The following is a 25,325-nucleotide window of genomic DNA, read 5'->3' as shown; positions in this document are numbered from 1 at the left end:
GATGATGGCGATATTTGAATCTCCCCACCCGGTGCTCTGGCTGTCATCAGAGTCGCTCAGCTTGTTTCCCCAGACGGACGTGCGTCGACCATGACCTCGGGAGCAAACGCTTTCCTTCTGGGCGCTCCGGCGCGACATCGGCGGCTGCGTGGGCACCCGGGGCTCCGGCTGTGCTCCGGTGTCGCGCTGGACACCTGGTGCGTCAGCCACACTTTCGAGCCGTTCATGAGCGGGTAGGCGCCAGCTGACGGCTCATGGGGTGGGTCGAGGCTGCAGGGTGGGGAAGCGCCGCACCCCGCAGCCTCGACGCGATCCCGCCGAATACGTCCGCTCGCCGTTCGGTGCCGCGCACCGCCGCTCAGTACGGCCGGGCCAGCCGGGCGTACGCCTCCTGGACGGGCAGCGCGGCAGCGGCGAGGCCCGCATCCTCCTTCAGCCACACCTCACGGAAGATCTGCGGCAGGCCCACCAGAGTCCCCGCCACGTCGGGAGGTCAGGCCGGGAGGGCCAGGTTGCGGTGGCGGGATGTGACGATGCCGACCACCGCGAGGGCGGTGAAGGCCACGAGGAGGGTGACGACGGGGGCCATGGTGATCGCGGCGGCCGGTGCCTTGGGGGTATGGGTGAACGGCGAGAGGTCCTGGACCCACTGGGGCCATTTCAGGCTCGGGCCGAACAGCGGGCCCAGCAGGACGGACGCCATGAGCACGGTCCAGGAGACCGGGCCGGCCCACCGGGGCAGCAGCCCGACCACCGCGACCACGACACCGCCGAGCACCAGGATCCCCGGCAGCTGGGCGAGCGCGGCCGTCGTCAGGCCGCCCAGCTGGGCGGCGACACCTCCGCCCAGCGTCCGGCCGGCCGTTACTCCCATGCCGACCGCGAAGAGCAGGAGGAGCCCGGCGGCGCCGAGTACGGCGTTCATGATGTGGCCCGTCGCCCACCGTGCCCTGCTCACCGCGGTCGCCAGGACGGGCTCCAGACGACCCTCGGTCTCCTCCGCAAGCATACGCAGCAGGATCTGCACCGTGTAGATCGCGGCGGCCATGCCGGCCATCCCGATGATCGAGGTGCGATAGGCGTCGACGATCCGGTCCGTGCCGCCCACACGCGTGTACCAGTCGCGGGCCGAGCCGTCCATGTCCGCGACCTCGCCGCCGATGGCGCCGAGGACCAGGCCGAAACCGAGCATGCCGACCGCCCAGGCGAGCAGAGCGCCGCGCTGCAGCCGCCAGACCAGCCCGAACGGGCTGAGCAGCCCGGGCGCGGCTTCGGCATGGCCGCGCCGCTCGGGGAGCATGCCCCTGCCGACATCACGTCGGCGCACGAGCGCGCCGGCCACGCCGAGCAGGACGGCGAAAAGGGCGGCGAACAGCGCGAGCGGCCACCAGTGGTCGCCGCCGAACGGCCTCATCTGCTGGCCCCAGCCGATCGGGGACACCCAGGACGGCCAGGCACTGACCACCCGCAGCCCGCTCGCGTCGGCCCGGCCGAGCATGTTCCCGACGCCGCTGAGCAGGAAGGCGAGCCCGAGGACCGCCGAGGCGATACCACTCGCCCCGCGCGTGGTGGACGACAGTTGTACGGCGATCGCGGCGACACCGGCGAACACGATGCCCACTGCGCCGACCGACGCGCCGGCCGTGACCGAGCCCGCCATCGGCTGACCGTTCACGATCATCGTCAGGCCCAGCAGTGCCGACAGCACGATGTTCGCGCCGACCGTGACGACGACTCCCGCGGCGAGCCCCGCGTACCGCCCCACGACTGTCGCGCCGACCAGATCGGCGCGCCCGGTCTCCTCGTTCTGGCGGGTGTGCCGCACCACGGCGAATGTGCTCATCAGCGCCGTGAGCACCGCCAGCGTGAGATAGCCCCGGACCAGCGTGTAACCGCCGACACTGGCGCCGGAGGCCAGGCCGAGCATGCGCATCGCCGCGTTGCCCGCCATGAGCTCGGTCTGTTCGATCACGTCCTGGCGCGTGGGGAGACCGCTGACGCTCATGGCCGTGATACCGGCCATGAAGGCGCTCAGGCCGAGAACCCAGGCGGAGAGGGTGAACCGGTCGCGCCGCAGCGCGAGCCGCGTGAGCGCGACCGTGCCGGTCAGCCCGGCCGTCCGCCCGGTCATCGCGAACTCCCCAGGCCCGCTTCGGCGTCCGAGGCGTCCGTGGCGCGGGTGTCGTCCCCGTAGTGGTGCAGGAACAGCTCCTCGAGCGTGGGTGGCGAGCTGGTCAGCGTACGGACGTCGAACGTCACCAAGCGCCGCAGCACCTCACCCAGTTCACCGGGGTCCACACTGAACCGCGCACGGGTGTGGTCCCTGCTCAGGTCGTGCACCCCGGGCACCTCGCCCAGCGCGTCGATCGGCTCGGCGGTCTCGACGGTCACCGTCGTACGGGTCAGATGGCGCAGCTCGTCGAAGGTGCCCGACTCGGCGGCCCGGCCCGCGCGGATGATGGTGACGCGGTCGCATAGCGCCTCCACCTCGGACAGGATGTGGCTGGACAGCAGCACGCTCCGGCCGGCCCCGCGCAGTTCCCGGACCACCTCCTGGAAGACCGCCTCCATCAGCGGGTCGAGGCCGGAGGTCGGCTCGTCCAGGAGATACAGCTCGACATCGGAGGCGAGGGCCGCCACGAGGGCCACCTTCTGTCGGTTGCCCTTGGAGTAGGCGCGACACCGCTTGCCCGGGTCGAGCTGGAACCGCTCCAGCAGGTCGGCCCGGCGCTTGTGGTCGAGGCCCCCGCGCAACGTGCCCAGCAGGTCGATCACCTCGCCCCCGGTGAGGTTCGGCCACAGGTTCACCTCCCCCGGCACGAACGCCAGCCGACGGTGGAGCGAGACCGCGTCCCGCCACGGATCACCGCCCAGCACGGAAACCGCCCCGGCGTCCCTGCGCAGCAGTCCCAGCAGGACCCGGAGCGTGGTGGTCTTGCCGGCGCCGTTCGGCCCCAGGAAGCCGTGCACCTCCCCGGTCCCAACCGTCAGGTCGAGACCGTCGAGGGCCCGGGTCGCACCGAACCCCTTGACCAGTCCGGAAACCGAGATCGTCGCATTCACGTCCGCTCACCTCATGGCGAGCATCCACGCACAAAGCGGCCTCGGGGTAGGGCCGAACCGTCCCGGGTCCCGGGCCCATCGTCCTGAGGGGCGGGCAGGCGGCACGTGGGGACCACCGGTCCCGGGCGGCGGGACTCACGGTACTTGTCCGCCGGGTCCCCCAAGGCGTCGCATGGAGGTGGTGCCGCGCACGGCGGCATCACGCCAGAGAGCCAGGGCCGATGATCAGCACACGCGCAGGAGCAGGCCGCGGGAGTGTGGGGGAGGACCCGCTCCGGCCGAAGGACCGCCTCCACGACCGGCTGATGGCGGACGTCGCCGCCGCCGGCCTGCGGTCCGGTCACCCCGAAGGCGTGGTGACCGACGCCGACCTGGTCGGGCTGCCGGACGCCGTGCAGCGCTACATGCGGTTCATGGGCGTCGTCGGCAGGCCCCGCGACTGGTCGTTCCGAGCCCGCTTCGTCGGCCGTTTCCGCATGCGGCCCGACGCCGACTGGGCAACGGCGGAGGCGTGGCAGTACAACTCCGCCGTCGAGATCGCCCGGGTCTTCGTCCTGCGGATCCGCCTCGCACACCTGGTACCGGTCGTCGGCCGGGACACGTACGTCCACGGACGCGGGCGGATGCTCGTCAAGCTGATGAACCTCGTCCCCGTGGCCGACGGCAAGGGCGAGGAGTTCGACCACAGCGAGCTGATCACCTATCTCAACGACGCCGTCCTGCTCGCACCGTCGATGCTCCTCGGCCCTGCCGCATCGTGGGCGGCGGTCGACGACCGCTCGTTCGAAGTGACACTCACCGATGCGGCGCAGTCCGTGACCGCACGGGTGTTCCTCGACGAGCGCGGCGCTCCCGTCGACTTCCACGCCGACCGCTACGCCACGCTGCCGAGCGGCCTGGCCCTGGCTCGCTGGAGGACCCCGGTCACGACCTGGGACACCGCCCCGTCGCAGCGGCCGCTGCCCGGCCCGGCCAAGGCCGTCTACGATCTGCCCGACGGGCCGTTCCCCTACATCGAGGGCCGGTTCATGCCCGGCACGGTGACCTACAACATCGCACCCGGCTGAGGCGGCGGCCGCCCGCCGACAGGCCATGGAGACAGGGAACCGACGCTGCACCACGCCGTGCGGCAGCCCCGTGAGACGGAGCCCTACCTCCTCGGCCGGTGGGCCGCTCAGGACGTGAAGTGGTCAGCTGCGCATCGCCTGACGAATATTCTCCGCGAGTACGGCTTGTCCGTGTGCGGGCACGATGAGTTGCTCCGCCCGGGGCACGGCGGCGAACTGCTGCTCCGCGAAGGGCACGCTGGGCGGCAGCGGTGCCAGATGCCAGTGGCCGTGAGCGACACCTTGATTGCTGCCGAAACTGAAGCCTGCTCTGCGGTGCGCAGGGCGTCCAACGTCCCGTCGGCTGCGTTCTCCAGGCGACTCACCGGGTCCGGTGCTCGCCAAACTCCCCCACTTGCTTGAGGGCGTGATCGAGTGAGGCGAGGAGCAGCCCTGGTCCTTTTCAAGAATCCCCATCAGCGAAACGCAACCCCACACACACGCTCCATGACGACACGTCACGGCCGCCCCGGGGCCGGCACGCCCTCCCGGCAGGCCGGTTTCACGACGGCAGACCACCCGACCGCGACCCCCCGTCCGACAAGCACCCAGAGCGGCCCCAACCCAGCGGTGCACCCTCCGGGCGGCCGCAGACCCAGGAAAGGACTCCCCGGCCAAGGCGACGGCGGGTGCAGGCGACGGCGGGTGCAGGTGACGGCGACACGGGCAAGGCAGACTTCGGCATCGCCGACAGAGCCAGGGACGGGCGCCGGCACACTTCCCGCCCGGCCGGCGAAGGCGCCGTTCAAACAGCGCGCGAAGCCATCGGCGATCAGGACACGGAGCCATCCGCAGCCCCTGGCCCTGCAGGCGGCGGAGACGGTGACATATGCGTGCGGCCCGGGGGCAAGGCAGGTGACGGCAGCGAGAACAACACCGGCACCACGGGCACCGACGAAGCTGACCAGCGGCCAAAATCCCGCCCGGCACGGTCATGGACGGCACAGTCCCGCAGCCCCCCCAGCAGGACAAGAGGAACAGTCCGGGGCGGCGGATACGGCAGCCTTCCCCGAAACCGCGGACCACGCGGGCCAGGACCGAGTTCCGCGAGCACAGCAGGGCCAGGGCATGCAGGCCATCCCCTCCCCCGGCCAGAGCAACCCGGTGCCCGCCGGCCCTACGGACCATGACCCGGGCCACAGCACCGACGCCGGTGCGGCACAGGACCACGTCCGGCCACGCGACAGGACCGAGTTCCGCCAGCACAGCAGCGGCACCGGCCAGACGGACCGGGACACCGGCCAGACACAGCCAGCAGCCGACCCCGACAGCGAAGCCAGGACCGAAACACAACAACCGGAACAAAGCCAGCCAGCCGCCGCCAAAACCGGTCATGGCCGTCCGGGCCGGGCATCAGCTGACCTGTCCCTGCAAGCCCCCCCCCCACCACAGCGACTTGACTGCCCGCCACACGCAGAGCAGCCGACTCGGCGACCACAAGGACGCCGGACCCGGGCACCACGAGAGCCGGCCCCCGGCACCCACTGCCACACACCCCACAACAACCGGCCAGACCCGGACCCCCCACCACACACCCCAGCAGAACACCGACACAAAACACCCAAGGAACAACACACACCCCGGCCACCACCAGAACTCCCCACGCAATCGCAGGACTCCCACCACACCCACCACACCACAGACCAACACACACACCAACACACCAAAACACCCACCCCGCCAACTCCACCCACACACGCCAAAACACCCCCCCCACCACACCAACAACAACCCACACTTGCGCAAGAACGCGCGCTCCCTGCTCACCAGCGCCCAGGCCGTCTTGGGCACGCACCAGTGGCCGGCATCCTCTTCCTTCGCCGCACTAAGGCTGATGGGCATCGCGCGCGAGGGGATGGCACCGCCGGCACTGTCCCTGACAGTTGTGCCGCAAGAGACACGCGCTAGGGCCTGTCTGACAATTCCCGTCTGCCTCGCGACGCCATGCACGCACTCTCGCCGCACCGGGCGCAGACCCAAGTACGTCCAGTACGAGGGCCTACGCCCGGCACGCCGAGAGCACGCACCTGACGCCGCGAGGCCGCCCTCCGGGCGACGACGGGAATTGTCAGACAGGCCCTAGAGGCCGACCCCGGCTCGGGGGCGGACGGTCATCCGCAGGGCGCGCGGCCGTACGGTGAGCCGGGCGACCTGGCCGATGACCTGGCCCTCGTCGAGTTCCAGCCGTACCGAACGCAGCATCGTCGCGAGCGCCGTGACCATTTCAGTGAGGGCGAAACGGTCCCCCATGCACTTGTGCTTGCCGTCCCCGAAGGGCACGAACGCGCCCGGCGGAGGCTCCTGAGCGGCGTCGGTCCACCGGTCCGGGTCGAAGGTGAGCGGGTCGGGGAAGCGCTCGGGGTCGCGGTGCATGGCGTGCTGGCAGTAGGCCAGCTCGGTGCCGGCGGGCAGCGTCCACTCGCCGAGCCGGGTCTCCTCAGTGGTGCGGCGGGTGACCAGCCAGCCGGGGTGGTGCAGCCGCAGGGTCTCGGTGATCACCCGGTCCAGGTACGGCAGCCGGACCACGTCGTCGAAGGCGACCGGCCGTTCGCCGAGGACCTCGTCCAGCTCGGCCAGGACCCGGGCCTCGATGCCGGGGTTGCGGGCGAGCTCGTACAGGGTCCAGGACAGCAAGGACGCGGTCGTCTCGGTGCCCGCCACGGCCAGGAGGAAGATCTCGGAGCAGATCTGATGCCCGGTCAGCGGCTCGCCGGTCTCCTCGTCGATGGTGCGCAGCAGCATGGAGAGCATGTCCCCGGCGTCGTGCCCGGAGGCCTGCAGTTCGTCGACGGCGGTGCTGATGGTGGCGCGCACCCCGGCCCGGGCCCGGTCGAAGCGGCGGTTGAAGGGCAGCGGCAGGCGCTCGGCCCAGTCGGGCAGCATCATGCGCAAACCGACGCCGCTCATCACCACCGACACGTCGCTGCGCAGCCGGCGGAAGACGGCGTCATCGAGGCTACCAGCGAACACCGTCTTGGCCAGCATGTCGAGACTGAGCCCGACCATCGCCTCGTGTACGTCGAGGGGCCGCCCGCGCTCCCAGGCGGCGACGGTGGCCGTCACCTCGGCGCGCATGAGGTCGACGTACCGGCTGATCTCGGTGTGGGCGAACGCGGGTTGAAGCTGGCGGCGTCTGCGTACGTGGTCGCGGCCAGTGGCGGTGACGACGCTGTCGCCCAGCAGCTGGCCCAGCTTGTCGTAGAGCCGGCCCTTGTCGAGGCTGGGTCCCAGGGCCTTGAGCATCTGGTGGACCAGGGCCGGGTCCTGGACCACGATCGTGCGCGTCCCTGGTTGCAGGATGATCTCGACGAGTGGTTCCCGTGTCTCGCGCAGCGAGTCGATGAAGCCGAGGTTGTCGCGCATCTTCAGCGCGTGGCCGATGAGCGGAAACGATCCTGCGGCCCGGGGTATGGGGGGAGGCGCAGTGGACGTCACGGGTGATCCCTTCACGGCAGTCATGGGCGCCTTTATGACTGCCCTGAACCTTCCCCAGCGCAATCCTGTCATGAACGTGCCCTGCGCCACGTGGGACAAGCCGGTTGGTCACCTGCGGCGCCGGGCATCAGTGCAGTCACCCCAGCGAACTGCTCCGGCTCCTCATTCCTCACCGGCCAGCCCTAGCCGTCGGCGTCGCGGCCGCGTCCTTCAAGAACGAGCGCTCCCTGCTCACCAGGCCCAGGCCGTCCTGGACGCGCACCAGCCCCGCAAGCCTGCAGCAGCAGCTGGACGACGTGATCGCCTAGGCCCGCCAGACCAATGCCTCGAACTTCCGCGGCCCGTACGTCGACTAGATGATCAATTCCAAGGGATGCCTGCGGAGGGTGTGGGGTGGGCGGCGGCCGAAGCCACCGTGAGACGGTCAGGCGGCGGGCTGCCGGCCCTGGTTGTCGAGGTGGCAGCGGGCGGTCAGGCGTCAGGGTCGACTTCGGGGTGCGTGAACCGCACGGGCTTGCCCAGCGACCGGGCGTAGGCGATTTCGGCTCGGGTGCTGTCTCCGATGTAGTCGCCGACTACGAGCACCTCATCAGCGAGCCGGATCTTCGCCCGGTGCAGATCGTCGAGTCGAACCTTCAGCGCCTCGGCCTCGACAGGATCGGACCAAAGTTCGTGCGGCGACTTCATGTCACAGCCCGGTTTGACGACAATCTTTCCGGCTTTGGTCTCCCGCAGATCGGCCTCGTTCATCTCGGTCATGAATCGGGTGGAGCCGCAGATCACGACGACACGCGGGAGGCTCAACAGCTTCTTCGCGTCGGCGAGCTTCTCCTCGGGGGTGAGCAGTTGCGGGTATGACACTGGTTCCTCCTGGTGGTGGTGTGGTCCAAGGGGTGCCTGCGGAGACGAGAACGAGGGTGTCCAAGATCGTTTTGTGACGCACGACGTGGACACCCTCGCGACAGCACTCTGTGCGACGACCGACGACATGCTGAAGGAGCATCCCGACCTGGTGCCGTGGCGCCCGCCGGTCGGCATTACGCCCCGCCTGAGCGATGCCGAACTGGTCACCCTCGCCACGATGCAGGCCATACTCGGCTACACCTCCGAGGCCAAATGGCTCCGCCATGCCCGTGCCCACCTGCGCCACCTCTTCCCCCACCTGCCTCAGCAGCCCGGCTACAACAAGCGGCTGCGCAAGCCGCCGGTCTGATGCGAAACGTCAACCGGATCCTGACCACCACCTCAGTGTGGAGCAACGACGCATGGGTCGTGGACTCCACCCCGGTGGAATGCGACCGCTCCCGCGAGACCGTCAAACACTCCGACCTGGCAGGTTGGGCCGAATACAGCTACTGCACCAGCCACAGCCGCTTCTTCTGGGGCCTGCGCCTGCACCTGGTCTGCACCCTTCAGGGCCTGCCCATCGTCTTCGCCCTGACCGGGACCAAGGCCGAGGAACGCGAGACCCTCCTTGACCTCCTGGCAGCCGAATGCGAGCTTCTGCGAGAGCGCCCCCGACAGACTCTCATCGGCGACAGGAACTACTTCGGCCGTGGTTTCGAACGCGATTTCTTGCTGAAGTGTCCGCTGCGGTCGGGCCAGTGTCGCCGGCTTGAGCACGCCCCTTGGCAGTGCTGCCGTGCATCCCGCTGTCTTCGAAGATCGCTTACGTGGCATCCCTCAGGGTCATCGGATATCTCGGGCTGTTACTCGCTCTGCGGCAGCGCAGGCGGTTGCGTGGGAGATTGTGCTGATCGTGGGCGGCACTCTGGTCCCCGCCCGCGAGCCCGTGGTCGCTGAGCATTCGAAGATCTGTCGGTACTCCACCAACCAGCGGGGCGTCATCGACGCCGTTGGCCGGCTTGTTGTCGCCGTCGGCCGGTTCCTGTCCGGCAGACGGCGATCAACTCCCTTACCGTGGGCGGTAGTCTCGGCGCGGTGAACGCTCTCGTGCCTACGGGTCCATCGGGGATCCTCGCTTCGCCCGGCGTGTCCTTCGGGCTGCACGAGCAGTGTGAGGTGACGGGCCCGGTGGCGGTCTGTGCGGCGTCGGGCGTTCCGCTGGAGCGGACCGTCAAGCCCATGGCCTTCGTCATTCCCGAGGGCCGTCTTCTGTCGGCGGCGCCGCCCGGCCATGCACGGCTGCGGTACGGCGCCCTCGCCCGCACGGCCGGGATCCGCCGCAACGACCTGTCTCCTGCAGATGCCGGGTGGCCGGCGCGGGCGGGGATGCAGCCGGACGGAGTGTGTCCCGTGTCTGCGGACCGGGCTGCGGTCGTGGCGTTCGGCAGGACGGTCGGCAGCCTGCGACGTGTGCGCTGCGGCAGCGGTCGGCCCGGCGGCAGTATCGAGATCGGAGCGGCGGAGCTCACGGCCGCCGTCCCGGCAGCCGCTACGGCGTCGGTCGTCGATCTCCCGGCGGACGGGCCGACATGACGGCTGTCCGCGACGCCACGCCCTCGGACGCCGGTGACATCTACCGTCTGCTGAGCGGGTTCGTGACGAGCTACCGGCCCGAGCGGGCGGTCTTCGACGACGTCACGTTCCCCCGGATCATCGAGGCCTCCTCGGCGGGCAGCGCCGAGTTCCTGGTCGCCGAGCAGGACTCGTGCGTGGTCGGGTACCTGCTCGCGCTGCGCATGCCCACTCTGTTCGCCGGCGGGACCATCCTCGAACTGCTCGAGCTCGCCGTGGCCGAGCCCGTGCGCGGCCGCGGTACGGGTTCGGCGCTGGTCCGGGCTGTACAGGCAAAGGCCCGGGAGGCGAGGGACGTCGAGGTGACTGTGCCGACCCGCAGAGCGGCCGGCTTCTATCGCACTCTGGGGTTCCACGAGAGTGCCGTTCATCTCAAGTGGTCCACTACGTGAGCGGGAAGCCGCCGGCGGATCGGCCGGGCGGGACGGGGGGTTGAAGCCATGCGGATCCAGGGGGCGACGGCGCTGGTCTCCGGCGCGAACCGGGGGCTCGGGCAGGTGATGGCCCGGCTGTTCCTGCAACGCGGCGCACAGCGTGTCTACGGCGGGGCCCGCGACCCGCGGTCGGTTCTCGAGCCCGGCGTGATCCCGGTCCGTCTCGCCATCACCGATCCTGAACAGGTGGCCGCGGCAGCCGAGATGTGCTCCGATGTGACCTTGCTGGTCAACAACGCCGGTGTGCTTGCCGACAGCCCTCTGCTGGCCGCGCCCGAGTTGGACGCCGCCCGGGCGGAGATGGAGGTCAACTACTTCGGCACGCTCGCCATGTGCCGTGCCTTCGCCCCGCTGCTGATGGGCAACTCACCCGGCGCCATCGTCAACGTGTTGTCCATCGCGAGCTGGTTCACCAACCCCGCGATGGGCTCCTACAGTGCCTCCAAGGCCGCCGCCTGGGCCCTGACCAACGGGATCCGCGGCGAACTCCACGACACCGGCGTCCTCGTCGTCGGTGTGCACTGCGGATACATCGACACGGACATGGCCGCCCATGTCACCGGTCCCAAGAACACCCCGGAAGCGATCGCCGAGCAGACTTTCGCCGCCGTCGAAGCGGGCCGGACGGAGGTCCTGGCCGACGAGCGTACCCGGCGGGCCAAGGCGGCCCTGGGACTCGCTCCCGGCACGACGGCTTCCGCCCGGCGCCCGTAGCGGCCGGCGGCCCGTCCTGCCGCACCGTCAAGGAGATCCTGGTCGCCGGGACCGGGATCGTTCCGGGACTGGGGACCGGTGACGGCGGAGCCGCCTCTTTTCTGCGCGGCCCCGAGGGCCTGTTAGCCGCCGGCATCCCCATCTTGGCGTCCGGCGTCCACGACGACCAGGACCACGGTGACGCCGAGGAGGCCGTCCGATGAGCGTGATGACCACCGCCCTGCGCGACTCGTTCAAGACCCTGCGGCTGTGCGGCTGTCCGGGATGCCCGAGACACTCGACGCCCGCCTCGTCCAGGCCCCGGAAGGGCGAACTCGGACACCTCGGCTTCCTCCCGGTCCGCTGCCAGGACGAGATGCCCGCCGCGAGTCCGTCGCCGTCGCCCTCGAACGTCGCCTGCGCAGAGCGAAGTTCGAGCAACAGGCCGCCCTTGGAGGGCTTCGGCTTCAGTGCCTTCCCCGAAGCTGGCCGCCGCCCGGATCCGTGGCCTCGCGGCCCTGCTCCGGCTTCGCTCTGGCGAGTCCGTCCTTGTGTTCGGACCAACCGGCGTCGGGAGGACCCACGTCGCCCAGGCCCTCGGCCGCCAGGCCGGCGGGCAACGAAGGCGGCCAGGCCTGGTTCGGCGCCGCCCGGCACAGCGCCGGGGACCGCGCCGCCACCAACCGGCTCGCCCTGCATATCGGCGACCTGCCTCCCGGCGAGGGAGTGCTCATGACGATTTACCACTCGAACGGGCAGGAGGTCGCCACCGGCGCACCGTTCACGGAGATCCGCACCGCTGCCGGGACCCGCAGCGACCTCCTCGACGAGCTGTGGTCGGCGCTGCCACCTCATCTCCGTATTGCCGCGGCGGTCTTCACACCCGGGGACCTGGCGGGTTCCAGCATCCGGCAAACCTGACCCGCACGCCTGTGACCTTCTTCCTGCCGGGCCCAAAGGCTGTGACCTCGCCCGCACGTCCGCCGGTCTCGTCCGGCACCGGCGCGGATACCTGCTGCTGGAGTGGATCCGCCAGGCCGAACAGGACCGGCCCCAAGCCGGTGCAAGGCTTGGCCAGCTTTCTTCGCCGGGACCTCGGCGCCGTCACCGCCTCGCTGTCCCGTGGAGTTCAGGCGTCGTCGGGGGGGCACGCGAGCAGGGTGAGAACGCCCGGGCGAGCGATGCAGGGCCGGGCCTCGTGCGGAGTTCTCCGGGCCCGTGGCCTCACCCGGTCGTGACTTTCACGGAAGTGCGGACGTGCATCTGGGCCGCCGTCAGGATGGCCGGTGCCGAGCGCGCCGGCGCTGCTCGGCGGCCGGTCAGAGTCGTTTCATGCAATCAGACTCGTTTCGTGTCGTGATGCAGACGCTTGAAGGGAATGCTTCCGCCCTTCCTTGAGGGGGGACCGGGACCGTGCTGACAGGCGTACCGGCTGTCAGGGGGCTGCTGGGGCTGGTTGTTTCGCTGATCTTCCTGGCACTGCAGACCCGGACCGTGTCCCGGCAGGTCTGGTCCGGCGGCAACCTCGCAGGCACGCACATCCTTGACCAGTCACTTGCGGGTCTTTGCGAGGTGCACTTCAGGGTGCCGGAGTACCTGGGCATGAGGTCGCACTTCTTTCGAGGGGGCGTCCGTTCCGGGTGCCGGTGTCGGCAGGGAACGGGTGATGACGTTCGCTGGACTGACAGCCGGTGCAGTGGACGCAGGTCTTCGGGCCACCCGGCGCATCTCGGAGAGCGAGAACACCGAGTGGGTCTGCCGCTGTCGTTGTGTCCTCGCCCGCAGTCCGGCACTGCGCAGCACGGTCACGAGGGCTCTGACCGGCAGCGTTTACCGGTTCGGTGCCTGCGCGGGCCGGGTGGGCAGAGCCGATGCGGCCCGCGCAGGCGCGTCAGGCGATCGCGCCGGCGGTTCCTGAGCGGCCGTGGGGGACGCCGACGATCGTCACGACGATCTGCTCACGGATGTCCTCGCCGAGCACGCTGACCAGTGCGTCGGTGATGGCGGCGACCAGTCGGGCGGGGGCGTCGGGGACTTCCGGAAGGTGGAGGGCGCTCTCGCGCATGCCGAGGGTGACGAGTGGGACGTCGTCCTGTGTCGGGACGCCGCCGATGCCCCGGCGGCGCTGGGGAATGCCGACCAACTCGACCCCGACCAGGCGGCGGAACTGCGTGCCGTAGACGGCACCGACCGCGTCGGTCAGAGCGCTGATCAGCTTCGGTTCGACCGTCCCGTCGAGGGTTTCTTCGCGGATGTGCAGGCTGAAGTGCGGCATGGTGAATCTCCGTTGGGGTCGGTGCTTACCATGGGCCAAGTTCACTTTGCAGAGAAAACATCTTTGGATACAAAGTTAAATGGTGAGGGGTGCGTGATGTCAACGCCCAAGGCGCGTGATGCGGGAGAAGACCAGGCGAGCGGAGTCGACGACGCGGTCAGGGCCCTGCTGCTGCTCATGCCCCGGATGGTAGGCAGGGCGAAGAAGATCCCCGTGCCCGAGGCACTGCAGTCCCTTGCGCTGGCTCCCCGTCATCTCTCGCTCCTTTCCTACCTGCTCTTCGACGGCCCGATGACCGTGAACGAGCTGGCCGCCCGGCTGCAGGTCGCACCGACGACGGTGAGCCTGCTGGTCGGCGACCTGAGCCGGAAGGGGATCGTGGAGCGGCGTGAGGACGAGGCCGACCGGCGCCGCCGGATCATCGCCATCGCCGCCGACCAGCAACGCGCGATCACTGCCTGGCTCGCCCCGGGCGCATCCGCATGGCGCACAGCACTGGCGCCCCTGACACCGGATCAGCGGCAGATGTTCATCGACACCCTGCTCGCGTACGAAGCCGCAGTCAGCGGCGAGGAGCAAAACTGAACCGAGCCCCGTGGCGCCGGCGTCGCCCCCGTGCGCAGCCGGTGCCGGGCACTGTGATCATGCAACCCCGGCGGCTGGGGCGTGCCCTGGCGGATGCCCTTCTCGCTGCGGATACGGACGCGTTCCCTGCGTTCGGCGGCCAGGACGCGCGGTGGCAGGCGCCGGCGTCGCGCCTGCGCAGGCCGGCGTGCAGGGCCCGGGTCTGCACGGTGCGGTCCGGGTGGTTCAAGCCGGCGATGGCGAACCGCCTCGGACGAAGTCCTCGCCGTCACGGTTGAGCAGGCGGGGAAGCACCGTACCCCTGCCCCGCCGGCGAGGCTTGGCCGAGCAGGCCGCCGGCGCTGCCACCGACACAGCACGCTGCGGCTGCCATCGGTCCGCAACGAGTTCCCCGAAACCGCCGACCGGGCGATGAAGGACCCGATGACCTACCGCGGCTTCCGCGCCGAGCTGCCGGTGGCCCACTACGACGACCGGGCCCGACGCTGCTCGGAGCGGCAGATCAAGGCAGCCGGCTTCCCGCGGGAGAAGTCCCTGCGGCCCTCCGGCTTCGACGCCGCCCCGGCCACCGTCCGCACACCCGCCAGCTGCGGGTGGATCAAGAAGAGCCAGCCGCTCCGCCTGAATGGCGACTGCGGCACCGGCAAGTCCCACATGCTCATCGTCCTGGGCACCGAGGCCGCGACGAAGAGCCACCGCGTCCGCTGCACGCTCGCCGCCAAGCCGGTGAACAAGCGGGTGAACAAGTTGGTCGAGGCCGCCGACGAGAAGCAGCTGAACAACACCACCGCCCGCTGCGGACCCGCCGATCTCCTGTGTATCGACGAGCCGGGACATACAGAACTGGACCGCCACGGTACCGAACTGCCGTTCCGGTTCTGGCCGAGCGGGAGGAGAAGAACAGCGTCGCCATCGCCTCGAACGCATCCTACGGCTGCCGGACCAAGACCTTCACCGGCCCGCAGCTCCGCGCGGCGATCGCGGACCGTCTCACCTCCAACGGCACCATCACCGAGACCGGGACCGACTCATACCGCCTTGCCGGCACCCGAGCACGGGCCGAAGGGCCTGCCAGGACCGGCCGGCTCCAGCGGGCCTGTTATCGCTGTCGCCGACGGATTCTGCCGGGTCACGCTGCCGGCCGGGGCACTTCTGGTTCCCGTGCGAACGTGCCAGCCTGGACGGTCGATGACCTGACCGGCCAGCAGACGGGGGAAGCGTGGGAGACGTTGCGGTACAGGTGAACAGCGCCTTCGACGGCCGGTTGAAGTGGCGCTCCCGCCATCTCATCCGCAAGGCCCGCCGGCGAGGCCGGACCGGCCTGCTGATCCAGGTGGACCTGCGCGGCCCGTCCCGCAGCATGTCACCCAAGTGGTGCCTGGTGTCCGTCACGGAAGACGAACGCCAGCTCTGCAGCGTGGATCGGAGCACCATCAGAACGGTTCGCTTCGTCCCTCTTCCTCCAGGACCGCACTCGCTACGGCTTGAGGTTCTTCGCCCCCGCAGGCGACGTTCCACACGAGTCGAGCGGACGGTTGTGCTCGGCCAGGGAGACATTCTGCTGGCCACCTGCGACCCGGTTCAGGCGAACGTCTTCTACCGGCGCAGTCCCGAGGCGGACACCTGGAGTCTGCAGATCCTCAAGTAGCACCACACCGGCCGCACATGTCTCACACCCGCCGCTACCCGACTCGACGGCCCACTGCCCCGACGGACAGCGGCCGTCCCGCGTCCGCGGAACCTACAGTGCCGTCATTTCCCATCGGCTCCCGCCGACATCCACGAGCCGGCAGATCGACAACCGACTCCACAACCGGGGCTCTGGTCCACTTCTTGTGGTCGCGTACGCAGAGTGACTGTTGATCTTCATGTGATGGCGGTTGAGTTCGCCCGAAAATCGCCCGACTGGACGGTGGTGCGGTCGACAGTCCTTCGCCGTGAACGAAGTGCTGCCGGAGTTGGACGAGCTGCTGTTCTCCTCGGTCGAGGGTGTGTTGGTGGAGTCGGTCGAGGTGAGCGACACGGTCGTCCGGGTCAGGGCTCGTACGACCGCAGGGCGGGCGGCCTGTCCGGGGTGTGGATGCCGGTCGGGACGAATACATGGCTCCTACCTGCGGTTTCCTCGCGATTTGCCGACCGCGGGCAAGTTCGTTGTGGTGTCGTTGCGGGTACGGCGGTTCGTCTGCGAGGAGGAGTCCTGCGAGCGCAAGACCTTCGTCGAGCAAGTACCGGGCCTCACTCGAAGGTTCGGGCGACGGACCGAGCGGCTGCGGTCGACGCTGGTGTCGGTCGGTCTTGCGCTCGCGGGCCGGGCCGGCGCCCGGATGACGGACGCCTTCAAGGTTCCGGTCAGCCGGAACACTCTGCTGAGGCTGATGGCCTCGCTTCCGGACCCCGTCGGCGCCACACCCCGCGTGGTCGGCGTGGACGAGTATGCCCAGCGCAAGGGCCGTGTATACGGAACCGTGCTCGTTGACGTCGAGACACGTCGACCGGTCGACCTCCTGCCGGACCGGGAGGCGGACACGCTCGCGGCCTGGCTCGCCTAGCGGCCCGGCATCGAGATCGTCTGCCGTGACCGGGCTCCCTTTTTTGCCGAGGGCGCCACCCGCGGTGCCCCGCAGGCCCTCCAGGTCAGGTGTTCGGCGCTCGCGTCGGCCAGTTGCCGCATCGCCTCCCAGGTGCCCGCCGTGTCCGTGTCCGTCGAGGTGAGCAGACAGGCCCGGGTGGCGGTGTCGATGTGGGAGACGGGAGCCGGGGCGGACGGCACGGCGCCGCTTCCGGCCGGCAGCAACCACGCGGCGAGCGCCAGTCCGGCTGTCGCCGTACCGGCAGCGGCCAGGACGGCACGTCTCCTGTTCCGGCTCACGGCCATTGGCCCCATGCCCGGTTCACCTCGCTCTCCTGCATGCCCGCACCTGTCACGATGCCGTGCCGGGCTCGTGCCGCGCCGATGGCCGGATCCCTCACCGAGACCGACAGCCGCCATTCGGACTCGTGGGTCATGGCACCCAAGAGCTCTTGCCACGTCATACCCGTGTCGTTCATCGACTCGGACAACCGGATGTCCAGCGCGGAGTGGTCTGCGGCACCGCCCGACACGGCGACCGGTACGCCGGCCAGGCGCAGGACGCCACCGTTCGGGCCGCCGATCCGCACGGTGCCGGTGACCGGGTCGCCCAGCGCGAGGTCCAGGGTCGCCGACACACACAGTTCGTCACCGTCCAGCCCGAACCCCTGGATGGTGAGTCGGGGTACGGGAGGGTTGTCGCCCCGATGCCGTCCCGGTCCCTCCACCCAGGTGATGGACGCACTGGACGCCCGCTGGTCGTCCTGTGCGTCCCGGAAGTCGTCGAGGTACTCCCAGGGGTCCTCCCCGGCGTCGTCCAGCGCGGCCTCGTCCCGGGCATTCAGGTACCGCGAGTGCGGGTGCCCGGGGATTCCGGTGATGTCGGCCGGACGGTCGATGGGATCGCCGAGCATGCGGACGACGAACTCCGCCATGGTGCAGGGCAGTTCGAGCGCAGTCCCGGCGCGATGACCAACAACCACCAGGGGCCAGAGGTCGGGATCGCTGCCCCGACGGCGCCAGAAGAGGTCGTAGCCGACCGGGGTGGTGCCCCAGCTGAGGAGTGCCCCCTCGGCAGGCCATGGCGGACCGCACCGTCCCCTGGGAAGTCCTGAGCTCGCCCTCGGCCACAGACGGCAAGGCCCTCATGGCGGGATCGGAGATCTCTTGGCCCCATTTACCAGGTGGGAACACGCTGATGACGTTGTCCAGCGAACCGTAGCCGTAGATGTCGACGAACTCCCTGAAATCGCGCGGCACCGCCGCGCCGCACGCGGCCCGCATTTCTTCCCAGGGCAGCGATTCCACTGCCGTCCGGGGTGGCGGGAGCAACTGGGTCAGGCGGCTCACCATGGGATGCACAGGATTCTTCCTTTCAAGGCGACATCGCCATGGCGATGTCCACCGCGCTTTCTTGCATGCCAGGGCGAACGACGACGCCGTGCCGGGCGCGAGTCGCACCGAACGCCGGGGGCTCAATCCATACGTCCAGGTTCCACTCCTCCTTTTGTTGTTCACCTGCTCGACCGCCGCTTTCACAGCCTTTGGCTCCAAAACCGGAATCCCGCCATCAGGGGACTCCGTCTCGCGCTGCAGAACCGCCTCCAGCTCGATGGGCACGTCCCAGAGCGGATCCACCCGCTCCCGCAGGATCTGCACGGACATCTCCCGGCCGATGAGCTCGTAGAGGCGGGGGTGATCAACCGCAGCCAGTACGGACCGTGCCGGGTTCCCCTCCGGAAGCACCCCATCACCTGCATGGTCGTCCCGGAACTGCGCATGCCTGGTCAGTGCGGCAAGCAGCTCTGTGTCGTCCACAGATTCCGCGGAGAAGCGGAACTGCTTGATGCCGACCCATCGGACAGGCCTAGTCGGCTCCGGGGGCCGAGTGACGGTGTACGCCGGTGGATTCGGGGCGAACAGGCCGACCCTCGAGGAACTGGTCTCGCTGCGCATCCTCAAGCGCCCGGTTGACCAACCGTGCCTGATGCGCGCGCATCCCGCGCGGATCGTTCACTGTGCCCCCTGCCTATGACCGATGCCCGGCTTTGCCGGACTGCCTTCATCGCGGACCACTCGGTCGAGTAGTTCCATGACTCGGTCCTCTCAGGGAATGGAGCCTCCATCAGACCCGGAGCGGTTCAGATGTCCTTGGCTTCCTTCAAGTCCAATTGGATGCTGCTTGAGGATGCGAGAGCGACGAACAGCGGCAACTTGTACAGCGGTGGAGGTTCGCCCGCCAGGCCGAGTCGCTGCCAGGCCAGCCGAGCCGAGATCTTCAGCACCCGGCGCGCGCGCATGACGAGCAAGAAGGCGAGCGGCAGTTCTACGAGCACGGCCGAGGCCACGCTTCCCCACACGTCGCCTCTCCCCCAGCTCAAGGAAACGTCGAACCAGGCATCGCAGACCAGGAGTGTGGCTGCCACGAAAGACATCGGAATCAGGGCCTGCCGTCTCAGCCAGACTGCCGCCCCGGCGCCGGCCAGCGACACGAGCAGCATGACGTCGAAGCCCACCCACACCATGGGCCAGTACCGAGCCTCAAAGCGATCGGGCAACGAAACGGCCAGGTAGACGGTCCAAGGGGCGAGCACGAACACGCACAAGGCAAGTTGCCCCACCGCCCGCCGGTGGCGGCGGCGCAGCGTGGAACTGTCCGGTGAGAATGCCTCGACCGTCGTACCTGTCGTGGCGGTGGGATTGCTCTGCTCGCTCATCCTTGCCTGTTCCTGACATCAGCTCCCGGCCCGGGCCAACTCCGTCGGTGACCGCACTGCTGATCGCTCACATGGGCAACGCGCGGGCGTGAGGCCACGCCGCGAAACCTGTCGATCGCTCTTCGATGGTACGGCGAGCTCCCATCCTGTCTGCAGGCAGAGCCACTGACTTTGTCGGCGACGAAGAGGTTGTACGGCCACCGGTGGCCGGTGGGGATGCCCAAGGTCCGCCAGTGGTGCCCCGGCCGTCAGGGCGCAGGACGACCCGCCGGGCCGTCCGCCTCCGATCAGGCCTCCGCCCGCCGGGCTCCGTCCCGCAGGGCGATGTCCCGGGCGAGCGTGAGGCTCCCGATCAGCTCGGCGCGGGTGCCGAGGGCGGACGCGGCGACCAGGACGCGATTGTCGAAGCCCGGTTGGGCGAGCCGTTCGATCGAGTCGCGGACGCCGTCGACGAACGCCTCGCCGGCCTGGCTCATCTCGCCGCCGATGATGACGGCCGCGGGGTCGAGCAGTGCGCACAGATTGGCCAGGACGCGGCCGAGGGTACGGCCGGATTCGGCGAGGATCTTCCGGGCCACCGGGTGGTGGGCGATCTCCGGCAGGCGGGACCGCAGGTCGGTGTCGCCCGGGTAGAAGTGCTGGATCTGCTGGAGCACCTGGCGGACCGAGACGATGGTCTCCAGGCAGCCGCGGTTGCCGCACCGGCACCAGTCTCCGTCCGGGATCACCTGGGTGTGCCCGATCTCGCCCGCGGCCCCGAAGCTGCCGCTGACCGGGATCCCGTGGACGATGAGGCCCGCCCCGATGCCGTCGGACGCCTTGACGTAGATGAGGTTGCCGCGGTTGTCGGCGGCACCGTGCCGGTGTTCGGCGAGGGCGCCGAGATTCGCGTCGTTGTCGAGGGAGACCGTCAGTCCCGTCCGGGAGCCCAGTTCGGCCGCCAGATCGAGCCCGGACCAGCTGGACAGGATGGTGGGCGAGGCGATCGCCCGTTTGCTCATGTCCAGCGGCCCCGGTATGCCGACGACGCACGCGTTCACGGGCCCGTCGACCGTGCGCCGGACCTCCTCGACCGTCTGCCGGATCACGTCGGCCGTGACGTCCAGGGCCGCGGTCGGGCGGGTGTCCACATCGATCGCCACTCGCCGCTCGGTCCGGACGGTCAGGTCGAGGGTGGCCGCGGCGACGGTGAGATGCCGGTGGCTGACGTCCGCTCCGACGACCGCGCCCGCCGGATAGCGGGGCCGAAGGCGGCGGCCGGGGCGCCCACGGCCGCCCCGGTTCTCCCCCTGGTGCTCGGTCAGTAACTCCTCGGCGAGGAGGTCGCGGACGACGGCCGCGACGACCGGACGGCTCATGCCGAGCGCCGTCTGCAGTTCGGGGCGCGACGCGCTCCCGTGCCGCCGGACATGGGTCAGGATCTCGTCACGTGGAGACACGTGTCACCTCCCTTGTGAGGGCGTCAATTTATGTCTGGCAAGAACGGAATTCCAGAGGGTTGACGCATCGAATGTGCGAATTTAACCTCCTTGAACGTTCGATCTTTTATAGAGCCACCTGCTTTGACTCGAATTCTGTCCAGCGGAGACATAAATCGTCGAGCACTTCAGTGGTGAGGAGTCCGCATGGAGCTCGATCGGAGATCGGTACGACGCCGCAGTAGTCGTTTACGCCGTACGGCGCTGATCGCGGGAGTGAGCGCGGCGGTACTGGCCGGAAGCGCGGCCGTGGCTCCCGGCGCCTCGGGCGCGGGCAGCGCGGGTGTGACCGTCAAGGTGTCTGCCCGCGTCGCCGCCCTGATCGGCCGGATGACGCTGGACGAGAAGTTGTCCTTCGTCCATGGCGGCACCGATCCCCGGGCGCTCGGGCAGGCCGGATACATCCCGGGGGTGCCCCGCCTCGGCGTCCCCGAACTGCGGCTCACCGACGGCCCGGCGGGCGTCCGGGTCAACGAGCACGCCACCGCGATGCCGGCACCGGTCGCCCTGGCCTCGTCCTTCGACGACCGGTTGGCCCGTGAGTTCGGCCGGGCCGTCGGACGCGACGGCCGTGCGCTCGGCCAGGACGTCCTGCTCGCCCCCATGACGAACACCATCCGGGTGCCGTACGCGGGGCGGAACTTCGAGACCTTCAGCGAGGACCCTCTGCTCAGCTCCCGCATGGTGGCCGGCGAGGTCGAGGGCGTCCAGAGCCAGGGCCTGATCGCCACCGTCAAGCACTACGCGGAGAACAACCAGGAAGACAACCGCATGGGGGTGAACGTCAACGTCGACGAGCAGACCCTGCGCCAGATCGAACTGCCCGCCTTCGAGGCCGCCGTCAAGGCCGGCGCCGGGGCGGTGATGTGCTCGTACAACTCGGTGAACGACAGCCACGACTGCGGCAGCGACGAACTGCTCGACTCGATCCTCAAGGAGCAGTGGGGCTTCACGGGCTGGGTCATGTCGGACTGGGGCGCGACCCATGCGACGACCGACATCGTGAACGGCCTCGACCAGGAGATGCCGAGCGGTGTCTTCCTGGGCGAGGAACTGAAGACCGCGATAACCGACGGCACCATTCCGGTCTCGGAGCTGAATGATTCGGTCGCGCGCATTCTGCAGGAGATGGCGAAATTCGGTCTCCTCGACGGTGCGGCGGCCCTGCGGCCCGCACGCGATCCGAAAGGCGGCGCGAAAGTCGCCCAGAAGGTGGCCGAATCCGGCGCGGTCCTGCTGAAGAACACCGGCGAAGCGCTTCCGCTGACCGGCGAGGACACCAGCATCGGACTCATCGGCCCGACCGCGAGGACACCGAAGGTCACCGGCGGCGGCAGCTCCAACGTCGTACCGGACTCCGCGGCCTCGCCGCTGGACACCATCACGGAGCGGGCCGGCCCGCACACCACGGTGCGCTACGCGGCCGGCGGCGACAACACCGGAGTCCCCATCCCCGCCTCGGCCCTCAGCCCCGCCCTGCAGGTCGACTCGGACGGCACGATCCCCGTCACACCGGACGCCTCCTTCTACTACAGCGGCACCCTCACCGTGCCCACCGACGGCGACTACTCCTTCGTCTTCGACCTTCCCGCCGCGTACGGCGTGCTGAGGATCGACGGGAACAGCGTCATCACCGGCTTCCTGGGCTCCAGCAGCGCCACGGTGCACCTCACGGCGGGAGCGCACAGCTTCGCGGCCGGCGCCCTCGCGATCCAGGGCGGACCGACGAAGGTCCGGCTGAACTGGGTCACCCCGCAGGCCGCGCAGGCCGCGCGGGAGCAGGCGGTGACCCTGGCCCGCCAGGTGGAGACCCCCGTCGTCTTCGCCTACGACGACGGCGCCGAGGGCTTCGACCGGAAGAACCTCTCCCTGCCGGCCGACCAGGACGGGCTCATCTCCGCCGTCGCCGACGCCAACCCGAACACGATCGTCGTCCTGAACACCGGGTCGTCGATCACCATGCCGTGGCTGTCCAAGGTCAAGGCGGTGCTCGACATGTACTACCCCGGGGAGAACGGGGCCGAGGCCACCGCCGGGCTGCTCTACGGCGACGTGAACCCCTCGGGCAAGCTCACGCAGACGTTCCCCGCGAGCGAGTCCGCCACGCCGGTGGCCGGCGACCCGCTCAGGTACCCGGGAGTGGGCAACCAGGAGAACTACTCCGAGGGCATCTACGTGGGCTACCGCTGGTACGACAAGGAGCAGGCCGCCCCGCTCTTCCCCTTCGGCTACGGACTGTCGTACACCTCCTTCGCCTACCGCGACCTCGCGGTACGGCAGAGTCACGGCGCGTTGACCGTCTCGTTCACCCTGAAGAACACCGGCACCCGCGACGGTGCCGAGGTCGCCCAGGTCTACGTCGGCGCGAGCCCTGGGACCACCGCGCCGCAGGCGGTGCGCTCGCTCGGCGGCTACCAGAAGGTGCGTCTGCGCGCGGGTCAGTCGAAGACTGTACGCATCCGGGTCGACGCCCAGCAGCTGAAGTACTGGAACACGTCCTCCCACGCCTGGGTACTCGGTACCGGGAAACGGGACGTGTGGGTCGGTTCCTCGTCGCGGACGCTCCCCCTGCACGGCAGCGTCGGCGTCACTCGCTGACCGCCCGGTTCCTCCTCCGCACGACCACGCGTGCCGGTCGCACCGTCGCGGCCGGCATCCCGCCAGAGAGGTCCCCATGACTGCGAGCAGAATCCGTACTGCCCTGGGCGGCGCGCTGATCCTGTCCATGACCGCCGTCGGGCTGCTGCCCGCGACGGCGGCCGCGGCGGCGTCCGGAACGGCGGCCGTGGCGTCGGCCGCGAGTGCGCCGACCGTGGTGCCCACCGACAAGGGCGCCGTACGTGGTGCCGTCTCCCAGGGCGTCCAGCGGTTCCTCGGCATCCCCTACGCGGCGGCGCCCACCGGCTCCCTGCGCTGGAAGCCGCCGCGGCCCGCGGCGCGCTGGACCGGCGCTCGGGAGGCCACCGCCTTCGGCAACCCCTGCCCCGTACTGCCCAGCGGCAACGGCCCGCGCAGCGAGACCGAGGACTGTCTCGACATCAACGTGTGGCGGCCGACGGGAGTGCGGGCCGGCGACCGACTTCCCGTGCACGTGTTCATCCACGGCGGTGGCCTGACCAACGGCAGCGGCGCACAGAACGACGAGTCCAAGCTCGTCCGGCAGACGGGTGTCATCGGCGTCTCGCTCAACTACCGGCTCGGCGTCTTCGGCTTCCTCGGACTGCCGGCCCTCACCGGGGAGGGCGGCGAGTCCGGCAACTACGGCTTCATGGACCAGCAGGCCGCGCTGCGCTGGGTGCAGCGCAACATCGCGGCCTTCGGCGGGAACCCCGCCGCGGTCACCATCGACGGCGAGTCCGCGGGCGGCTGGTCCGTCTGCGGACATCTGGTGTCGCCCGGCTCACGCGGTCTGTTCGCCCGCGCCGTGATCCAGAGCGGTTCCTGCCCGAGCGAGCCGCAGGCTCAGGCCGAGACCACCGGAACGTCGTTCGCCCGCCAGGCGGGCTGCGACGGCACCGACCAGGCGGCCGTCCTCGGATGTCTGCGGTCGGCTTCGGCGGGCTCTCTCCTCGACGCGAGCCGGACCTTCTCGGCCGCCTTCGTGGACGGGACCCCGACGTTCCCGGTCAACGTACGCGAGGCGGTGGACAGCGGGCGGTTCGCCCGCGTGCCCGTGCTCGTCGGCGCCAACCGTGACGAGGGCCGCACCTTCGCCCAGGGCTACATAGGGGCGGGCAAGGATGCCTACGTCGCCTTCGTCCAGGGCGTCGCCGGGGACCGTGCCGACGAGGTCCTCGCCCGCTACCCCTGGCCCGGGACGTCCGACGCGTACACCGCGGCGTACCTCGTCGGCGCGATCATGACCGACTCGGGGATGATCGGCGGGATCGGCGGGTGCGGGCAACGCTCGCTCGTCGGGACCTTCGAGCGGTACACCCCCACCTACTCGTACGAGTTCGACCACCGGACCGGGCCCGGCCTGACGCAGATACCCGGCTACGTCTGGGGAGCCGGCCACGCCGCGGAACTCGCCTACATCTGGCCCAGCTTCGACAACGGCACGCCGATCGCCCCACTCTTCAACGCGGCCGAACGGCGGCTCGCCCGCGAGATGACGCAGTACTGGGGCGCCTTCACGAAGACCGGCCGGCCGCACGCCGCCCGGCAGGCCGCCTGGCCCGCCTACCACAGCGGCAAGGAAGTGACGCTGTCACTGCGGGCGGGAGGCAGGAGTGTCCTGATCGACGACGCCCGGTTCTCCGCGAAACACCAGTGCTCGCTCTGGGACACCATGCCGGTCACACACAACTCCTGAAAGAGCGTTCTGTGCAGCGGGCATCGGACGGGTCAAGCGGATACGGGCGTGGCGCCGGCCGCCGTCACCTTCGAGCGCGCCGCCCTTACGCCGAGGTCACGCTGTCGCTGCCGGGGCGGTGGGGCTGTGTTCGAGGACAAAGAGAGGACAAAGAACGGCACCAGGCCGTAGTGGTGG

Annotated in this window: 19 protein-coding genes and 2 pseudogenes; 11 read left to right on the top strand and 10 right to left on the bottom strand. The window is 69.7% G+C overall.

Translation table 11 applies throughout. From position 1 onward, the window contains the following. Positions 1-358 precede the first annotated feature (358 nt). From SSP29_RS61050 to SSP29_RS46500, 3 genes are read right to left on the bottom strand one after another with little or no spacing between them, the layout of a single operon-like run. Positions 359-484 (bottom strand): hypothetical protein, encoded by a 126-nt coding sequence (locus tag SSP29_RS61050; RefSeq protein WP_275539791.1) that lies wholly within the window; start codon positions 482-484, stop codon positions 359-361. Between the two features lie 9 nt (positions 485-493). Next, positions 494-2,131, bottom strand: coding sequence for an ABC transporter permease (locus tag SSP29_RS46505; RefSeq protein WP_089107050.1), 1,638 nt, complete (start codon positions 2,129-2,131; stop codon positions 494-496). After that, positions 2,128-3,063, bottom strand: coding sequence for an ABC transporter ATP-binding protein (locus tag SSP29_RS46500; protein ID WP_089107049.1), 936 nt, complete (start codon positions 3,061-3,063; stop codon positions 2,128-2,130). The genes SSP29_RS46505 and SSP29_RS46500 overlap by 4 nt, the downstream gene beginning before the upstream one ends. 221 nt (positions 3,064-3,284) lie before the next feature. Between SSP29_RS46500 and SSP29_RS46495 the strand changes: the two genes are divergently transcribed. Next, positions 3,285-4,130, top strand: a complete 846-nt coding sequence (locus tag SSP29_RS46495; protein ID WP_145969055.1) for a DUF6544 family protein — start codon at positions 3,285-3,287, stop codon at positions 4,128-4,130. A gap of 2,118 nt (positions 4,131-6,248) precedes the next feature. Here SSP29_RS46495 and SSP29_RS46485 read toward each other — a convergent pair. Together SSP29_RS46485 and SSP29_RS46475 are read right to left on the bottom strand one after the other, a co-directional pair. After that, positions 6,249-7,628, bottom strand: a complete 1,380-nt coding sequence (locus SSP29_RS46485) for a cytochrome P450 (RefSeq protein WP_275539790.1) — start codon at positions 7,626-7,628, stop codon at positions 6,249-6,251. A 447-nt stretch (positions 7,629-8,075) separates the two neighbouring features. Next, the gene (locus tag SSP29_RS46475) at positions 8,076-8,465 is read right to left on the bottom strand and encodes a hypothetical protein (RefSeq protein WP_089107045.1); all 390 of its coding nucleotides are present in this window, start codon (positions 8,463-8,465) and stop codon (positions 8,076-8,078) included. Positions 8,466-8,538: 73 nt separating this feature from the next. On the opposite strand from SSP29_RS46475, the pseudogene SSP29_RS57825 reads away from it, so the two are divergent. The 5 genes and pseudogenes from SSP29_RS57825 to SSP29_RS59455 all read left to right on the top strand — a co-directional run. Further along, positions 8,539-9,218 (top strand): annotated as a pseudogene (locus tag SSP29_RS57825) (transposase); the annotation flags it as partial. Between the two features lie 327 nt (positions 9,219-9,545). After that, the gene (locus SSP29_RS46465) at positions 9,546-10,043 is read left to right on the top strand and encodes a YbaK/EbsC family protein (protein WP_167450179.1); all 498 of its coding nucleotides are present in this window, start codon (positions 9,546-9,548) and stop codon (positions 10,041-10,043) included. After that, a complete protein-coding gene (locus SSP29_RS46460; RefSeq protein WP_089107043.1) occupies positions 10,040-10,474 on the top strand; it encodes a GNAT family N-acetyltransferase in 435 nt (144 codons plus the stop codon). The genes SSP29_RS46465 and SSP29_RS46460 overlap by 4 nt, the downstream gene beginning before the upstream one ends. Before the next feature lie 48 nt (positions 10,475-10,522). Beyond that, positions 10,523-11,230, top strand: a complete 708-nt coding sequence (locus SSP29_RS46455) for an SDR family oxidoreductase (RefSeq protein ID WP_089107042.1) — start codon at positions 10,523-10,525, stop codon at positions 11,228-11,230. A gap of 711 nt (positions 11,231-11,941) precedes the next feature. Beyond that, entirely contained in the window at positions 11,942-12,130 is a 189-nt protein-coding gene (locus SSP29_RS59455; RefSeq protein WP_218036975.1) for a hypothetical protein, read from the top strand. Positions 12,131-13,100: 970 nt separating this feature from the next. On the opposite strand, the gene SSP29_RS46445 is transcribed toward SSP29_RS59455, so the two are convergent. After that, the gene (locus SSP29_RS46445; protein ID WP_089107041.1) at positions 13,101-13,484 is read right to left on the bottom strand and encodes a tautomerase family protein; all 384 of its coding nucleotides are present in this window, start codon (positions 13,482-13,484) and stop codon (positions 13,101-13,103) included. Positions 13,485-13,580: 96 nt separating this feature from the next. Here SSP29_RS46445 and SSP29_RS46440 point away from each other — a divergent pair, with 96 nt between their 5' ends. From SSP29_RS46440 to SSP29_RS46425, 3 genes and pseudogenes are all read left to right on the top strand, one after another. After that, positions 13,581-14,069: a MarR family winged helix-turn-helix transcriptional regulator gene (locus SSP29_RS46440; protein WP_089107040.1), complete on the top strand. Its 489-nt coding sequence runs from the start codon at positions 13,581-13,583 to the stop codon at positions 14,067-14,069. A 301-nt stretch (positions 14,070-14,370) separates the two neighbouring features. Then, a pseudogene (locus tag SSP29_RS46435) lies at positions 14,371-15,142 on the top strand (ATP-binding protein); the annotation flags it as partial. A gap of 864 nt (positions 15,143-16,006) precedes the next feature. Then, entirely contained in the window at positions 16,007-16,618 is a 612-nt protein-coding gene (locus tag SSP29_RS46425) for a transposase family protein (protein WP_167450178.1), read from the top strand. On the opposite strand, the gene SSP29_RS52150 is transcribed toward SSP29_RS46425, so the two are convergent. From SSP29_RS52150 to SSP29_RS46415, 4 genes are all read right to left on the bottom strand, one after another. Beyond that, positions 16,615-16,938, bottom strand: coding sequence for a hypothetical protein (locus tag SSP29_RS52150; protein WP_145969054.1), 324 nt, complete (start codon positions 16,936-16,938; stop codon positions 16,615-16,617). The genes SSP29_RS46425 and SSP29_RS52150 overlap by 4 nt on opposite strands. Beyond that, positions 16,935-17,573 carry a hypothetical protein gene (locus SSP29_RS52145; RefSeq protein WP_107436420.1) on the bottom strand — a complete coding sequence of 213 codons (639 nt, stop codon included), beginning with the start codon at positions 17,571-17,573 and terminating at the stop codon, positions 16,935-16,937. The genes SSP29_RS52150 and SSP29_RS52145 overlap by 4 nt, the downstream gene beginning before the upstream one ends. Positions 17,574-18,779: 1,206 nt before the next feature. Further along, positions 18,780-19,355 carry a hypothetical protein gene (locus SSP29_RS46420; RefSeq protein ID WP_089107038.1) on the bottom strand — a complete coding sequence of 192 codons (576 nt, stop codon included), beginning with the start codon at positions 19,353-19,355 and terminating at the stop codon, positions 18,780-18,782. 287 nt (positions 19,356-19,642) lie between these two features. Further along, the gene (locus SSP29_RS46415) at positions 19,643-20,794 is read right to left on the bottom strand and encodes an ROK family protein (RefSeq protein ID WP_089107037.1); all 1,152 of its coding nucleotides are present in this window, start codon (positions 20,792-20,794) and stop codon (positions 19,643-19,645) included. Between the two features lie 186 nt (positions 20,795-20,980). Here SSP29_RS46415 and SSP29_RS46410 point away from each other — a divergent pair, with 186 nt between their 5' ends. Next, positions 20,981-23,431: a glycoside hydrolase family 3 C-terminal domain-containing protein gene (locus SSP29_RS46410; RefSeq protein WP_150136258.1), complete on the top strand. Its 2,451-nt coding sequence runs from the start codon at positions 20,981-20,983 to the stop codon at positions 23,429-23,431. Between the two features lie 76 nt (positions 23,432-23,507). Continuing rightward, positions 23,508-25,148 carry a carboxylesterase/lipase family protein gene (locus SSP29_RS46405; protein ID WP_150136257.1) on the top strand — a complete coding sequence of 547 codons (1,641 nt, stop codon included), beginning with the start codon at positions 23,508-23,510 and terminating at the stop codon, positions 25,146-25,148. Positions 25,149-25,325 lie beyond the last annotated feature (177 nt).

It is taken from the genome of Streptomyces hyaluromycini (assembly GCF_002217755.1).
Lineage (GTDB): Bacteria > Actinomycetota > Actinomycetes > Streptomycetales > Streptomycetaceae > Streptomyces > Streptomyces hyaluromycini.
Note: the sequence above shows the minus strand (reverse complement) of the source record. Positions and strands in the feature narration are given on the sequence as shown.

Coding starts and splice junctions, on each gene's coding strand:
- SSP29_RS46505 (WP_089107050.1), bottom strand. CDS start 2,131: ATGACCGGGCGGACGGCCGGGCTGACCGGCACGGTCGCGCTCACGCGG.
- SSP29_RS46495 (WP_145969055.1), top strand. CDS start 3,285: ATGATCAGCACACGCGCAGGAGCAGGCCGCGGGAGTGTGGGGGAGGAC.
- SSP29_RS46485 (WP_275539790.1), bottom strand. CDS start 7,628: ATGACTGCCGTGAAGGGATCACCCGTGACGTCCACTGCGCCTCCCCCC.
- SSP29_RS46460 (WP_089107043.1), top strand. CDS start 10,040: ATGACGGCTGTCCGCGACGCCACGCCCTCGGACGCCGGTGACATCTAC.
- SSP29_RS46455 (WP_089107042.1), top strand. CDS start 10,523: ATGCGGATCCAGGGGGCGACGGCGCTGGTCTCCGGCGCGAACCGGGGG.
- SSP29_RS59455 (WP_218036975.1), top strand. CDS start 11,942: ATGACGATTTACCACTCGAACGGGCAGGAGGTCGCCACCGGCGCACCG.
- SSP29_RS46445 (WP_089107041.1), bottom strand. CDS start 13,484: ATGCCGCACTTCAGCCTGCACATCCGCGAAGAAACCCTCGACGGGACG.
- SSP29_RS46440 (WP_089107040.1), top strand. CDS start 13,581: ATGTCAACGCCCAAGGCGCGTGATGCGGGAGAAGACCAGGCGAGCGGA.
- SSP29_RS52145 (WP_107436420.1), bottom strand. CDS start 17,573: ATGGCGGAGTTCGTCGTCCGCATGCTCGGCGATCCCATCGACCGTCCG.
- SSP29_RS46420 (WP_089107038.1), bottom strand. CDS start 19,355: ATGAGCGAGCAGAGCAATCCCACCGCCACGACAGGTACGACGGTCGAG.
- SSP29_RS46410 (WP_150136258.1), top strand. CDS start 20,981: ATGGAGCTCGATCGGAGATCGGTACGACGCCGCAGTAGTCGTTTACGC.
- SSP29_RS46405 (WP_150136257.1), top strand. CDS start 23,508: ATGACTGCGAGCAGAATCCGTACTGCCCTGGGCGGCGCGCTGATCCTG.